Source organism: Roseateles sp. NT4 (assembly GCF_051857475.1).
Taxonomy (GTDB): domain Bacteria; phylum Pseudomonadota; class Gammaproteobacteria; order Burkholderiales; family Burkholderiaceae_C; genus Pelomonas.
This window is the reverse complement of sequence record NZ_JBPZGZ010000004.1, coordinates 124,290-137,343: the sequence shown is the minus strand read 5'-3', so window position 1 is coordinate 137,343 and position 13,054 is coordinate 124,290. Positions and strand designations below refer to the sequence as shown.

The 13,054-nt window shown below is 59.9% G+C and carries 12 protein-coding genes; all 12 read right to left on the bottom strand.

Features of this window, described 5'->3' with window-relative positions; genetic code table 11:
- Nucleotides 1-17 precede the first annotated feature (17 nt).
- The 12 genes from ACS5PN_RS23840 to epsF are packed head-to-tail and all read right to left on the bottom strand — an operon-like array spanning nt 18 to nt 13,034.
- Entirely contained in the window at nt 18-1,223 is a 1,206-nt protein-coding gene (locus tag ACS5PN_RS23840; protein ID WP_439466516.1) for a glycosyltransferase family 4 protein, read from the bottom strand.
- Nucleotides 1,220-2,257: a glycoside hydrolase family 99-like domain-containing protein gene (locus ACS5PN_RS23835; RefSeq protein ID WP_439466515.1), complete on the bottom strand. Its 1,038-nt coding sequence runs from the start codon at nt 2,255-2,257 to the stop codon at nt 1,220-1,222. The genes ACS5PN_RS23840 and ACS5PN_RS23835 overlap by 4 nt, the downstream gene beginning before the upstream one ends.
- Before the next feature lie 52 nt (nt 2,258-2,309).
- Entirely contained in the window at nt 2,310-3,359 is a 1,050-nt protein-coding gene (locus ACS5PN_RS23830; RefSeq protein WP_439466514.1) for a hypothetical protein, read from the bottom strand.
- A 27-nt stretch (nt 3,360-3,386) separates the two neighbouring features.
- Nucleotides 3,387-4,388, bottom strand: a complete 1,002-nt coding sequence (locus tag ACS5PN_RS23825) for a polysaccharide pyruvyl transferase family protein (RefSeq protein ID WP_439466513.1) — start codon at nt 4,386-4,388, stop codon at nt 3,387-3,389.
- An 8-nt stretch (nt 4,389-4,396) separates the two neighbouring features.
- Nucleotides 4,397-5,515, bottom strand: a complete 1,119-nt coding sequence (locus tag ACS5PN_RS23820; RefSeq protein WP_439466512.1) for an acyltransferase family protein — start codon at nt 5,513-5,515, stop codon at nt 4,397-4,399.
- Nucleotides 5,516-5,530: 15 nt separating this feature from the next.
- The gene (locus tag ACS5PN_RS23815) at nt 5,531-6,805 is read right to left on the bottom strand and encodes a lipopolysaccharide biosynthesis protein (RefSeq protein ID WP_439466511.1); all 1,275 of its coding nucleotides are present in this window, start codon (nt 6,803-6,805) and stop codon (nt 5,531-5,533) included.
- Between the two features lie 29 nt (nt 6,806-6,834).
- Nucleotides 6,835-7,761, bottom strand: coding sequence for a glycosyltransferase family 2 protein (locus ACS5PN_RS23810; RefSeq protein ID WP_439466510.1), 927 nt, complete (start codon nt 7,759-7,761; stop codon nt 6,835-6,837).
- A complete protein-coding gene (locus ACS5PN_RS23805) occupies nt 7,761-9,089 on the bottom strand; it encodes an O-antigen ligase family protein (protein ID WP_439466509.1) in 1,329 nt (442 codons plus the stop codon). The genes ACS5PN_RS23810 and ACS5PN_RS23805 overlap by 1 nt, the downstream gene beginning before the upstream one ends.
- A complete protein-coding gene (epsI, locus tag ACS5PN_RS23800; protein ID WP_439466508.1) occupies nt 9,086-9,796 on the bottom strand; it encodes an exosortase-associated protein EpsI, B-type in 711 nt (236 codons plus the stop codon). Before epsI ends, ACS5PN_RS23805 begins: the two co-directional genes overlap by 4 nt.
- A gap of 8 nt (nt 9,797-9,804) precedes the next feature.
- Nucleotides 9,805-10,716 (bottom strand): exosortase B, encoded by a 912-nt coding sequence (gene xrtB / locus ACS5PN_RS23795; RefSeq protein WP_439466507.1) that lies wholly within the window; start codon nt 10,714-10,716, stop codon nt 9,805-9,807.
- A gap of 5 nt (nt 10,717-10,721) precedes the next feature.
- Nucleotides 10,722-11,597 (bottom strand): polysaccharide biosynthesis tyrosine autokinase, encoded by an 876-nt coding sequence (locus ACS5PN_RS23790; RefSeq protein WP_439466506.1) that lies wholly within the window; start codon nt 11,595-11,597, stop codon nt 10,722-10,724.
- A 21-nt stretch (nt 11,598-11,618) separates the two neighbouring features.
- Nucleotides 11,619-13,034 (bottom strand): chain length determinant protein EpsF, encoded by a 1,416-nt coding sequence (gene epsF / locus ACS5PN_RS23785; RefSeq protein ID WP_439466505.1) that lies wholly within the window; start codon nt 13,032-13,034, stop codon nt 11,619-11,621.
- Nucleotides 13,035-13,054: the final 20 nt, after the last annotated feature.

The window sequence follows — 13,054 nt, the reverse complement described above, 5'->3', positions numbered from 1 at the left end:
TTTTCATTCCGTCGCGCTCAGCGTGCTTCCAAAAGCATGCCGTCGTAGACCTGTTCGACACCGGCGATCTGGCTTTCCGCCGAGAAGCGGCTCAGCTGGTGGCGCCGTCCCTCGGCTCCCAACCGCGCGCGCAGCGCCGGGTCATGCGCCAGCTTCAGCAGCGCCTGGGCAAGCGCCTCCACGTCGCACGGCGTGAAGAGCAGCCCCGTCGAGTCATGCTCCACGATGTCCAGCACCCCTCCGTGGCCGGCAGCGATCACGGGCACGGCGGCGGCCATCGCCTCGATCGCCACCATGCCAAACGACTCGGGCTCCGTGGAAGGCACGACGGCGATATCCGCAGCACTCCACACAGGGCGGATGTCGTCCACGAAGGGCACAAAGCTGATGTGCTCACCCAGGCCCGCTTCCGCCACCTGATCGACCAGCCGGGTGCGCCAGATCTCCTGGCCTGCAAACACATCACCCACGATCGCGACATGCAGCGCCGGCAGCATGCCGCGCGCCTTGAGACGGGCGATGGCATCGATCAGCAGGCCCTGACCCTTCAGACGATTCAGGCGCCCGGCCAGCACCACCAGAAGGTCGCCGGGTCGAGCGCCGGTACGCCGCCTGAACGCCTCTGCCGCATCCGCACTCACCTCACCCTGCGGAGGCAGCCCGTTGAACACCACCACCGACCGCGGCTGCAGCGACGGCTGCTCCGTGACGAGCCAGCGCTCGGTCAGCGTCGAATTCGAGATCACCTTGTCGGAAGCCATGCTCACCAGCCGCGGGAAGGCCTTGCTGACCAGCCGGGGCGAAATGATGATCTCGTGCACGTGCCACAAGTGCCGCACCTTCCGGCGCCAGGCCCATGCAGCACCGCCCAGCACAGCCAGCGTGTTCGAGTGAACCAGCTCGATTCGCCGGCCCGCCACCACCTTGTCGTAGTCACGTATGGCGGTGCGCATCTGCCCGATCAGGCCCAGGAAGCCACGCGGCGTGAAGACGGCACGCGCCACCTTCGCAATCTCTGCGACATGCACTTCCACGCCGCTACCACGCAGGGCCTCGACCAGCGGGCCCTCGCTCGGCACCACCACGATCGGCCAGTAACGGCCCCGCGCCAGCAGCCCCGTCACGATGTAGAGCAAGACCTTGTCGGAGCCATACATCTCCGCGGATTGATGCACGAACAGTGCGTTGCGCCGTGCGCCATCAGAACCCGCGCCCAGCGTCATTTCTTGGCTTCCCCAAACACGTCTCTCACCTTTTCCAGGAAACCGAAGCCACCCACCTTGGTCGGCTCGATGTACGAACCTTCGCCGAACTCGTTCCAGCAGCAGATCACGCCCATGCGGCGCGTCTGTGACGGCATCTGGTCCATCAAGGCGCGCGCCGCGCGCAGGTGCGCCTCGAAAGCCGCCACGTCGCCGCCCGAGCGGTCGTGATCGGGGTCCTTGCTGCCGCCCCAGGGGCGCTTGTCCCATCCCTGAGTCATCGGCACGATGTAGGGCAAGTCATTGCGTGCGGTCTGGAACTCCCAGACCTTGCGGTAGTCCGTCGTCAGCTCGCCATAGTTGCGCGACGGCCGCTGCAGCCCGGGGTAGTTGTAGGCGGACGTCGCGTCGTAACCAGACGCTGAGGCCTTGCCGCTGCTGAAGGTGCCTCCGACGAAAAAGATCGGCGGCAACTGGGCCTGCTTGACCAGATCCTGCGCCGCGGCGATCAGACCGGGGACGTCCATGCCGAAGCTGCGCGCGCGGCCCTCGAGGTGCTGGTGATCGAAGATGAACACCACCGGCCGGCCGTCGATCTTGAAGAGCTCGGGCCGACGAAAGTAGTTATCGATCCAGTAGCGCACCATGGCCTTGAAGTCGTCGGCTGACGTTGGTGCGGCATCGTGGTTGGACCACATCAGCGCAAACGGCACCTTGCTGCGGTTGGGCGCTGTGAAATAGGCCCGCAGACCATGCTCCAACTGCACCTTGCCGCCGCCCCAGTACCAGTCGAACACGACGTAGCTCAGGCCGTAGTCGTGCATCCAGCCCAGCTGCTGGTTCATCACGTCGACCGAACCGTCGTCGTACCAGCCCAGCAGCGGCTCGCGCTCCTTGAACGCCTTGATGCGCTGCCACGGCTCCATCGCCGGAGCCGCTTTCAGGCCGGAGCGCCAGCCGGGGAAGTAATAGACACCAATCTGATAACCGTCCGCCGCACGCGCTTGACTGCCCATCAGGCAGAGCACGAACAAAAGCATCCAAAACCGCTTCATGGAACTACCTCGCTCGTTGGTAATGGCTCAAGCCCTGCGCGCAGCAGATGCGTCAATAGTCGCTCTTCGCCGCAAGGATGCGGGACATGTCGAGCGGCCGCAGACCCGCCGAGAAACGGCGCATCACTTCCGACATCAACACGTCCTCATAAAGCGCCGACGCCACGAAATCGGCGAAATACAGCGACGCCCAATGCAGGGCCCGCAAACCGGCGCGGCTGACCATGTAGCCCGCAGCGCCATCGCACCAGCGCAGCGCTGCAAACCATTGATGAGGCCGCGCGTTCAACTCGGGCCGGCTGCACTTGCCGAAATGCCAGGCCCGCTCGTGGTCACCATGATGCCGGGCTCGGATCACCGAGCCGGCCTGCCCTGCGCTCTCGCCACGCACCTGCCGCCATCCGGCATTCAGCGCCGCCAGGTCAGCCAGGCGATGGTCGTCGTCGACCTTCAGCACCGCCTCCAGACTTCGCACATGCGCCAACAGCGCGAAGGCCGCCGCCATCTTCTGCGGTAGGTGCTCGTAGCTGTCAGGGACTGGCACGGTCAGCACGTTGTCGTTCAACGCGTAGGGCGAATCGTGGCCGCCCCCGATCACATGCAGATGACCCAGGCCTGAATCCTTCGCCTTGAAACTCTGCTCGCTGTGGCGTGCCCGATCGAGCCGTGGCACGCATGTCATGTGCAGCACCACCTGCGCACCCAGCTGCGCGCGAAGCGGCGCAAGCACAGCCGCGTTCTGGCGTTCGAAGACCTCGTGGTGAACCGCGAACGACAGCGGGTCTTCAACCTTGAGCTGAGCCAGCAGGCGCGCGTCGGCCATGGCGGCAGGGTCGCGATGCAGTGACTCCACGCTCGCAGACGCCAACCGACCCGCCACGGTGCTGCGCAGGCGATTCAGGTCGGGGGCGCCCTTGACCAGAGCTGGCTGCGCCGGCAATTGCTGCATCTGCGCCAGCCGCCGGTGCAGTTCGGCGGTTGAATCGCCAGCGCCGATGCCGGCCAGGTTGTGGTCGCTCCAGGCGTCCTTGATCAGCTGCCGATCCAGCGGCTGCCCCCATCGCGCCATCAGACGCTGCCAGGCTGAAAAACGCGCCGACATCAACTACCTCTCTGCGACAAACCAGCTTCAGGACTTGGCGAGCAAGGCCTGCGCCTTGGCAACCGCCTCGTCCATCGAATGCGCCATATGCACCAGCGGGTTGTCCGGGTGCCAGCAATTGATGAATCCATGAATCTTGCCGTAGTTGTTGTCCAACACGACGTGAGGAATTCCAAGCAATGTGCTCATGATGTGAGCGTGCAGGCGGTCCGTTACAACGATCTTGCCCTGGCTGAGAATATCCACGCCGCGCTGGATTCGCTCCGCGGCCAGCAGATTCAAGTGTTTCCATTGCTTGCGCTGGATGAAACCCTGGCTGCCCAAGCTCGAATGCGCCACCCGTTTCCAGAATCTCGCTGTCGAGCGCGTGGACGTACCCGGCTCCTCCAGCCAGTCGGTGATGGCGACTGTCCGCCCCGGAATCTGGAAATTCGTCAGCCCGCCGCCGCTTACTTCCTTGTCCGAGCGTGCCAGCACGAGAATATCAACCGAGGCCGGCTTGCGCACCAATTCGCCCCCCAGCATGACGGCGCCGTCAGTGCACAGAATGGTGCGTGCGCCCAGTTCCTTTTCGGCGATATTCTGGCTGCGCACATCACGCACCATCAGCGTGAAATCGGGGTGGCGCGCAATTCTCGCGGCAACCCGGTCGCGGGCCCGCTCATCCGTGAATTGAAGCGTCTGGGGCAATTGAACCACGCGGTAATCGCGCAGCCTTTCAATCACGGCCTCGCGCCAAGCCTGGTTCTCCGTCCAGATCGTGCCGAAATTGCCGCCGCCGGTCAGCAACACCTGGCCGAACGGCATCCGGCGCCGCAACACCTCTTCGTTGTAGAAGAAGATATCCGAGGAGTAATGAACCTTGGCACGAATGCGCTCGAGGTAGCGGACTTCGCCCAGCCAGATGGCACTGTCGCCAACATTGCCATAGTCCGGAAAGTCCAGCACGGCGGTCGGCATCGATGCATCGACGACCTGATTCAGAGTTGCCGCGTAATTCTGGGCAAGAGCGGATTCGCCAGCAGTCATTTTTTCCCTTAATTGCTTGGTGATGCAGCTGCATTGGCGGAGACATTTGCCGCCAGCTGCCGGAAATATTTATTCATCGGCATTTCAAAATACTTATAAACGATCGCAGCCAACGGAACCACGACACAGCCGACAAAGGCAATCAGTATGCACATGGTTGCAAACTGGCCCAACTCCGGCAACCAACCCGAAATCAGCGTGCAAAAGATAAGAAGCAAGGGCATGTGAAGTAGATAGAGCCCATAAGAACGCTGTCCAAGCCACTTTAGTGGCTGACTCGTCAACACCCGATCAATCCAACCCATGCCGTACCCACCGAAAAGTGCGCAAAAGTAGGTACCACCCCAAAGCAGCAACGAAAGCCTATTAGCGCCGAATTTTGGCAGCACCAAAAACCCCAGCACAAGGTATACGACCACCACCCACCGATTCGATGACCTGAATCGATTCCAAAATATGGCGGAAAGAATTCCAAAAATAAAAAATGGCAACCGGAAGGGCAAGAACGACGGCACCTCACCGACCCAGAGCCGCTTTGACAGCCAATAGGCAAAAACCGAAACAAGCAACACCGCCAAAGCCCAGGGCCAGCGGTTCTTCCGCTCAACATCAAGCGCAAGAATCAGAAATGGCGCCAAAAGATAAAACTGCCATTCCAACGAAATTGACCACAAAGGCCCACTAAACGTCAATGCCGCCTGCGGCAATATCGAATCAGACACTGCGCCATGGAGCATGGTGATGTGCAAGATCAAATGAGCCAAATAGCCATCGTTTTCGTTCTGAGTCCTAATCAAAAATTCCGGTGAAACCGAATTTCCCCAAAACGAAACACCAATGACCGCAGCATAGTATTTCGAAGTCAACAGCCCGAGCAGCAATGCAAAAACATAGAGCGGATATATTCTTCCAAAGCGCCGAATCAAATACGGCAGATAGGGCTCAGAGTTAGACACCCGCAACAGCCCGATGACAAAACCGCTCAATATGACAAAGAGGTCGACCGCCCATCCGCCCTGAGACAATACCGGAACTTCGTACTCACATATGAGCAGCACGTGGCTCAGCGCCACCCAAAGGGCCGCTATGCCACGCAGCGATTCAAAATGCTCAAGATGTTTTTGCAAAGAGCCCTCTAATTTCTATTTCATGCCGATCTGACGCTTGTAGCGCCCAGGGCCAACGAAAAGTTTGGGGATGCCCTCATGAAAGACAACCTTATATATAACAAAGGTCAGCACCAATCGCAGAATGGACGACACCAACATGCTGGCCGCCAAAATCACGGCGAAGTTCCGATGACTGACGAAAAACAACGCCAATATGACTGGTACGAGCGAAACCATTTGGCGAAGGAAGATTAGTCCCGGTCTTCCATCCGCAGAGAATCTTTGAGCCAATAACCAGCTTGACCCACCAATCACGCACTCGATCACAAGAATGAAAAAAATCAGTGACGCGGAAGAGAAGTCAGCGCCGTAAATTGCCGGCATCAACCAAAAGCCCGCGGAACCCATTACTACTGCCAACAAGAGAACCGGTGCAAAGCTTAATTCAAATGCAGTTCGGGTAGCACTCCCCAACTCAGCACTCGGCATTCCTGCGAAGCGGCTATACAGCGCCGCTGATATCGATTCCTGAAACACGCCGATAAAACGCGAGGTGTTGTAGGCGACTGTGTACACACCAAATTCCCTGGGCGAGCCAAGGTAGGTCAAAGCAACTTTGTCCAGGTTCTGTACCAAAATACCAAGAACAATGGTGCCGTGGTATCGAATGCCATATCCGACATAAGACTTGATCCATCCCGCTCCCAGCGAGCCCGACGCGTACAAAGGCGCAGATCGAGGACCGGCAAGGAGCAGGCCAGCACCGGCAGCTATCGCCAAGGTTGCTGCCCCGATAGCCGCCCAAATAGCTGTCTCAACGTTCAAGTGATGGGTGAAGGCCAACGCGGCTACAGCCCCTAAACCCGCGACAGCTGGGACAAGACGCACGGCGTTAAAGTCACGCACATCAGCGGTGATCTGAATTGCGTTGGAACTGTAGGTGACCGCGGCCTGCAAGAGGCTTAGGCCAAGCATGCTGAGTATCAATACCTTGGAGAGCTTCTCACCCAAGGTGGTGCCCATACCTGCTGCCAGCAGTGCTGCGAGTACGCCCACCGAGACCATTGACGCCACGGCCAACCAGCGACGTGCGCCGTGCCCCTGTTGTCGACTCGTGTAGACAAATGACTGCCCCAACCCTAGCTGAGCCAGACCAGAGGCCAACGTCACGACCAGAATGACAACGGCGTAGGTGCCTCTGCCTTCAGCGCCCAAAGCGCGCGCCAATATGACGCCAGACGCAAAGGAAACAGCCGTGATCAGTAACGACGTCGCAGCATTCCAGATGGAACTAGAAAACAACCTCATAGTGGCTAACTAGGCGCACGCCGCAACGTTCAAGACGCCAGTTCTTTAGCCATTGCCAAGTAGCCACGCGCGTACTGCCGCTTGATCGACAGGCGCATTGCATTGGCGTCATCAGTCACTTGCTCAGACGGCTGTTTCGTGATTATCGGGAAGACGATCGACCGAACGTATTTAAGGCAATATTTCAGCCAAGTGCGGCTGTTTTTCTCCATGTGCGCCTCGGATACGCCTAGCCAATACGCATAATCAATAATATATTCTTTGCGCAGTTTGTTCGCGATCTTGTGATACACGACAGCCGCGGGGGTATACCAAACCTCCCCGCCTGCTCGTCGAATTCTGTCGAATAGATCGACTTCTTCGCCGCCAAGGAGTTTTGCTCCCTTGCGGCCAAGCGCGGGGTCAAACGTCCCAACAGTTCGCACACTGCTAGCGCGCAGTGCGAAATTGGCACCCATCACCTTATCGGTAGCTCGCGCCGTATCAAAAGGATCAAAGACGCTGACCAAGTACCCGTATTCGCGAGGCAACCAATCCGGCAGCTCAGCCGAACCAAAAGCGAGGACTTTGCCGCCGACTACCGCGACATTCTGGTTTGAAAACGGCTGAATCAACTCGGGCAGCCACCTTTCGTGGACTTCGACGTCGTCATCGAGAAAAACCACCACTTCACCAGTTGCCAACGCAAGTCCAGCGTTACGCGCGTACGACAAGCCCTGATTCAGCTCACGTGCATGCGCACAAAACGGAAACTTGCTTTGCCATTTGCTCATCACCTCTGGTGTGCGGTCAGGCGAGTTGTTATCAATCAACACCACCTGAATTTCGTTCAATAGCCCGTGGCAATTTAGGTGGCCATGAAGACTAACCAGGGTTTCGTCCAGCAGTTCTGCGCGATTGTACGAGGCGATTACTATGCTGCATGAATTCGCCAAAACCTTCCCCACCTCGCTCATCACCCAACTCCAACTGCATTACCCCAAACATTGCGACGCGCGAAAGTCTGAGGATTATTTTGAACTGCCAAGACCCTCGCTCGGTCGACTGCAAATAGCAGCACACCAATGAGAATCATAAAAAACAGAAAATAATAACTAATCAGCAAATTGCCAATCATCGTAGAAAATACAATAGTGCGATAGACCGCAAATCGCGAATCACCGAACTTGGTCGAAGCATTGAGCAACGCCATATAGACGACAATTTGAACTACCAAGTAGGCAAACAGCGTTAATGGGCCGGACTCAACGAGGATTTCAACTATGTTGGAATGCCCAGCAAGAGTGCTAATTCGCTGCGCCACCCACGGCTGCACATAATTGACGGGAAGCAAATTCCCCTTGTCCATTGTAATGAAATTGCCAGGGCCGACACCCAGCAGAGGATGATCGAGGTACAGACGCAACCCTGAATACCACGACATCACTCGCGAAAATCCGCTTTCATTCCCGGTGTCCAGTGAATTGACGTGAGAGAGGATATTTTCAAATCCGAAATACGTGTACGCAAGCAGCCCGAAAGGGAGTAGCAGCACGAACGGCAACTCAAGCGCCATGACCCAACCGCGGCGGCCTTTGGTCAATTTGTAGGCCAAATGGCTACCAGCGGCGGCGGCAATCATCAACAAGCCGCCTCGCGAACCGGACAATACGATTGCGATGAATATTGCGAATGCTATCCAGTAGCGCTTCACGAGCGAATCAATTCCGGTCAACGCTTCGTTTCCGACCAAACACAGCCACAATGGAAAAAGGAGAAAGTAAGACAAAAAGTTCCCATCGCCGTACAGAGAATTAATACGGGTATACGGAATAGGACCAATGTACCGAACTTGCGGATATGTCTGGAAAATCCCCGTCGCTTCCTGGAGAAGCCCGAACAGTGCCACGAATAGTCCACTGTAGACAATGCACTTACCAGTCTTCTGGATCAACAAATCGTGGGGATATTTTGCAGAGTTGATGCTCAAATATGCGTACACCACCAGCGGCATCAAATAAATGCTGGTCGTATTCAGGGCGCGCTTTGCGGAGTAAGCCAAATCATTGCTAGCAGTAACACTAAGTGCCGTCAGGAAAATCAGCACCAAGACAGCGAGCGCAAAATTCTTAGCGCTTTTGCCGAGACTGAAGCGATAAGAGTAGCTGCCGCAATATCCAAGGTATGCGACAAAAGCGAGCACCAACAGGAACAAGCGAGTCGGCGATAGATAGAACGCGCCGAGGTCGATAAGCCGCTCGAACAACTCGGTGAGGCTGCTGAGGACCAAACCGAAATAGATCATGACGCAGCGCCCGCAGGACGTCCGAGCAGGTATGGGCGCGCATCAGGTTTGACGGCACTCAGCATCGCCTGCACAAAGCTCTGCTGCAGTTCGTACTGAGCCCCTGTGTCGTCGCCGAGGGTCGACACGCGAACCAGCAGGCCATCAGGGATGCTTCCGCCGAGCCCATAACGCACGCGGGCGATGCCTTGCTCCAGATTGCCCCGCACCAGTTCGTCGCCCATGCGCACCCAGTAGGTGATCGGCTCGACGCGGCCACTGCGGCGTGCCACCAACTGCATGGCGGGCACCGTGCCGAAAGCGGACTGAAGGGTAACCTTGGCGGCATCCTTCACCTGGAAGCCTTGGGCGGCGTAGCAGACCTCGGGCCGGTGCACCTGCAGCTCGCGGCTCTGGTCACCACCGTAGGCGAGGGCCAGCATGACGCGCTGTCCCGACGCGTTCACGTAGGTGCGCGACAGCGTCTGCGAATACAGGCTGGCGAGCTCCGCGGTGGTGGTCGGATCGGGAGCCAGCGGAATGATGGAGTCGTCGATGCGCCAGCCGGAGAACTCGCGCGGAATCAGCGTCTCCAGGGACACGCCCGCGTAACGCGCGGCCATGCGCTGAGTTGGCGCGAGGGCCTTTGACGCCACGGCGCTGCCGAGCATCAGAACGGTCGCAATGATGGCGACGGTCAGGCGGGACTTGGGTGTCTGCAGGCCCACGGGTCACCTCAGGCGGGTTTGGACGGCTGACCGCGCACCAGCGAGACGCGGATAAGGCTGTCCAGGCTGATGATCAGCACCAGCGCAGCCAGGAAGAGCACCATGCCGGCGAAGCCATGGAGGAAGCCCTGGCCCGCGGCGTCGCCGAAGTGGTAGGTGATCAAGGTGAGGATGATCACGCGGATGACGTTGGCGGTGAAACTGATCGGCACGATCAGGATGGCCAGCACGACGTTGCGTAAGGTCGACGAGTGGCGGACCAGGTTCAGGTACAGCAGGCCCAGGGCTTCGAGCGTGAACAGCGTGTGCAGCCCGGCGCAGGCATCGGCGACCAGCAGCTGGTAGGGGCCGATCTGCAGGATGACGCCGGAGCGTGAGATCGGATAGCCAAACCAGTAGAGGACGTGCTCCGCCACCACCGAGACGCCGAGCTTCATGGGCTGCGTCAGGGCGTCGACGACGACACCAGGCAGCGGCACGAGAAACACCATGAACAGCAGCGGGAACCACATGGCTGCCAGCTGCTTCGGGCCGCGCATGAGGAGCACGAGCCCGGCCAGCAGCGGGATGACCGAGCCCACCTCCAGCATGAGCACGTCCATCGCCCCGCCGATGGCATGGGTTAAGGCACCGAACAGAATCAGCGGCCAGGCGAACAGCGGCGCAGGCGCGCTGCTGGAGGTTTCGTTAACCAGCGCGCGCGCGCGCCAGATCAGCCAGACGGCGATGGCCAGGACGATGGGGCCGTGCCCCTGCTCGTCGGAACTCCAGACGGTGCGCAGCAGTCCCACGACGGTCGGCACATACATGCCCAGCACACCAACGCCAAGCAGCAGCCACGGCCGATTGCCGGGGAGCCACAGGCTTCGGGCCACCGCGGCCAGATCACTGGACCATGTCGCACCGCCGCGAACTGCCATGGATTTCACTGGTGGTCGTTGATGACGGCGCCGACCATGATGGTGGGGCTGTCGGCCACGTCAGCGAGCATGCTGGCCAGGGCCTGCATGCGCGAATTGTTGCGCCGCGCGATCATCAATGCTGCACCGCAACGGGCCGCGATGACGCCGGCGTCGCTGCCATGCTGTGCGGCCGGCGTGTCGACCACCACGTAGTCGAACTTGGAGATCAGCTCCCGGATCAGCAGGCCGAACGCAGGGCGTTCCACCAGCTCGACCGGGTTGGGCGGCGTGGCCCCGACCGGCAGCACGAACAGGCTGGGAACGCTCTTGATCTGCCGGATGACCTGGGACTCCGCCCGGCCGCTCAGGATGCCGGACAGGCCCACCTTGTTCTCCAGGCCGAACACCTGATGCAGGCGCGGACTGCGCAGGTCGGCATCCACCAGCAGCGTACGGCCGCCCAGCTGTGCCAACGTGATGGCGAGATTGGCCGCGAAGAAGGTCTTGCCATCACCCGTGTCCGGACTCACCACCGCGATGGCGCGGCGGGGCTGGGACTCGTTGAAGATGCGCATCATCAACTGGCTGCGGATGGCCCGGAAGCTTTCCGCCTGAACGCCGAAGGGCTGATTCAACGACACCAGCTCGGGGTTCTGCTTGCCTTCCTCGCCCTGCACGTAGGGGTAGTGGAATTGCTGGGCGAGCGCGAACATCACGTCGTCCGAGCTGGCGAAGCCCAGCGCAATCGCGGCCTCGCCGAAGCGGACGCCATGTGTGCGCTGGTGACTGAGGATGCGCTCGACCTGATCGGCGGACAGGTTGCGGGTTTCGGCAATGATGGCGCCGATCGAACGATCAGCTAGGGTCTGCTCGCCGAGCAGCGGGGCACTAGTTGTCACGATGTGTCCTGTCTCGTTCGATCAAGGTTGCGGCTGGTTGGCGGTCAGCGCTGGTATTGCGGCCATTGCCAGGCGTCCCGACACGAAGCGCTTGGCATTCGGGTTCGGCAGGACGCCCAGCACGGGCAGGCCAAAGGCGTTGACGAGGTCTTCCGACGAACGAGCCCGGCGATCGAATTTCTCCAGCGTCATCACTGCGGCGATCGCAATGAGAAGGCCGAAGAACACCGCCACGACCATGTTGCGCACCACCTTGGGAGACGAAGGCTCGGAAGGCGGCTGCGCCATGGTCAGCATGGTGGCGTAGCTCTGGTTGCTCTGTGCCTCCAGGGCGGTCTGGTTCAGCCGCGCGGTCAACAGGTCATAGGCCCGCTGCGAGTTGTCGACCTCGCGCTGGAGCAGCATGCCTTCGTCGCGCACGGCCTTCAGCTGCAGCACCTTGTTGCGCTGCGCATCGAGCGCGCCGCGCACCTGGGCCACACGACCCTGATTGATGGTGTTGTTGACGCCCACGCCGGACGTGACCTTCTTGGTCTCGGCGTCGATGCGGCTGCGAAGTTCGCCAATGTTGGCCTTGGCCTCCACGACCTGCGGATGGGCATCACCGAACTTGGAGTTGAGTTCCTTCAGTTTGGCTTCATTGCGGCTCAGGTCCGCCTTCAGACCGCTGATGAGCGGGTTGTTCAGCACTTCGGCGAGTTGGTCGGCACGTGCGCCCTGGGCCTGCCCCTGGCGGCTGTTGCTTTCGGCGGAGATGGCCTGCATCTGGGTGAGCTGGCTGCTCAGCTCGTTCAGGCGCGAGTTCTCGACGTCGAGGCGCTCGTCGGTGGCGATGATCCCCTTCTCCTGCTGGTAGGCGGACAGCTTGGCTTGCGCCTTCTCAAGGGACTCGCGAGCCTCCTTGGTCTGCGTATCAAAGAAGCGCCGGAAGTTCTGGGCCGGATCGGAGCGCAGCTCGAGCGTCGTGCTGATATAGGCCTGGATGAAGGCATTCGCCAGCGTCGCGGAGAAGCGCGGGTCGGCGCTCTTGTACGAGACGGTGATGACGTTGCTCTCACGGCTCGGCTTGACTTCCAGGCCCAGCTGGAAAAGCTCGATCAGGAACTGCTCGATCGTGCTGTCGCCGCCGTCCTTCTGCCATTGCTCGCGCAGCACCGGAACCTCGGTGAGTTTCAGGTCGCGGATGACGCGCAGGGCCACGCGGTCGCTGGTGATGATGTCGATCTGCGTCGCGACGAAGTTCGGCAGGCTCATCGTTGCGTTGCCGAGTGCAGACACCGGGTCTGGCTTGGCATCGATCACGACGCTGGCCTCGGCCTTGTACTTCTTGGGCAGCAGCAGGCTCAGTGCCAGAGCCAGCAGCACGACGACCGCGAAGGCGATGAACGCAGCCATCTTTCGGGCACGCAGGATCGCAAGGAATTGAGAGAAAGACATGTCCGAACCTTTAGTGAGCC

Excerpts from the sequence above, each read along its gene's own strand:
- xrtB (WP_439466507.1), bottom strand. The coding sequence starts at position 10,716 with ATGGCAGTTCGCGGCGGTGCGACATGGTCCAGTGATCTGGCCGCGGTG.
- ACS5PN_RS23810 (WP_439466510.1), bottom strand. The coding sequence starts at position 7,761 with ATGAGCGAGGTGGGGAAGGTTTTGGCGAATTCATGCAGCATAGTAATC.
- ACS5PN_RS23805 (WP_439466509.1), bottom strand. The coding sequence starts at position 9,089 with ATGATCTATTTCGGTTTGGTCCTCAGCAGCCTCACCGAGTTGTTCGAG.
- ACS5PN_RS23840 (WP_439466516.1), bottom strand. The coding sequence starts at position 1,223 with ATGACGCTGGGCGCGGGTTCTGATGGCGCACGGCGCAACGCACTGTTC.
- ACS5PN_RS23830 (WP_439466514.1), bottom strand. The coding sequence starts at position 3,359 with ATGTCGGCGCGTTTTTCAGCCTGGCAGCGTCTGATGGCGCGATGGGGG.
- ACS5PN_RS23815 (WP_439466511.1), bottom strand. The coding sequence starts at position 6,805 with ATGAGGTTGTTTTCTAGTTCCATCTGGAATGCTGCGACGTCGTTACTG.
- ACS5PN_RS23825 (WP_439466513.1), bottom strand. The coding sequence starts at position 4,388 with ATGACTGCTGGCGAATCCGCTCTTGCCCAGAATTACGCGGCAACTCTG.
- epsF (WP_439466505.1), bottom strand. The coding sequence starts at position 13,034 with ATGTCTTTCTCTCAATTCCTTGCGATCCTGCGTGCCCGAAAGATGGCT.
- ACS5PN_RS23835 (WP_439466515.1), bottom strand. The coding sequence starts at position 2,257 with ATGAAGCGGTTTTGGATGCTTTTGTTCGTGCTCTGCCTGATGGGCAGT.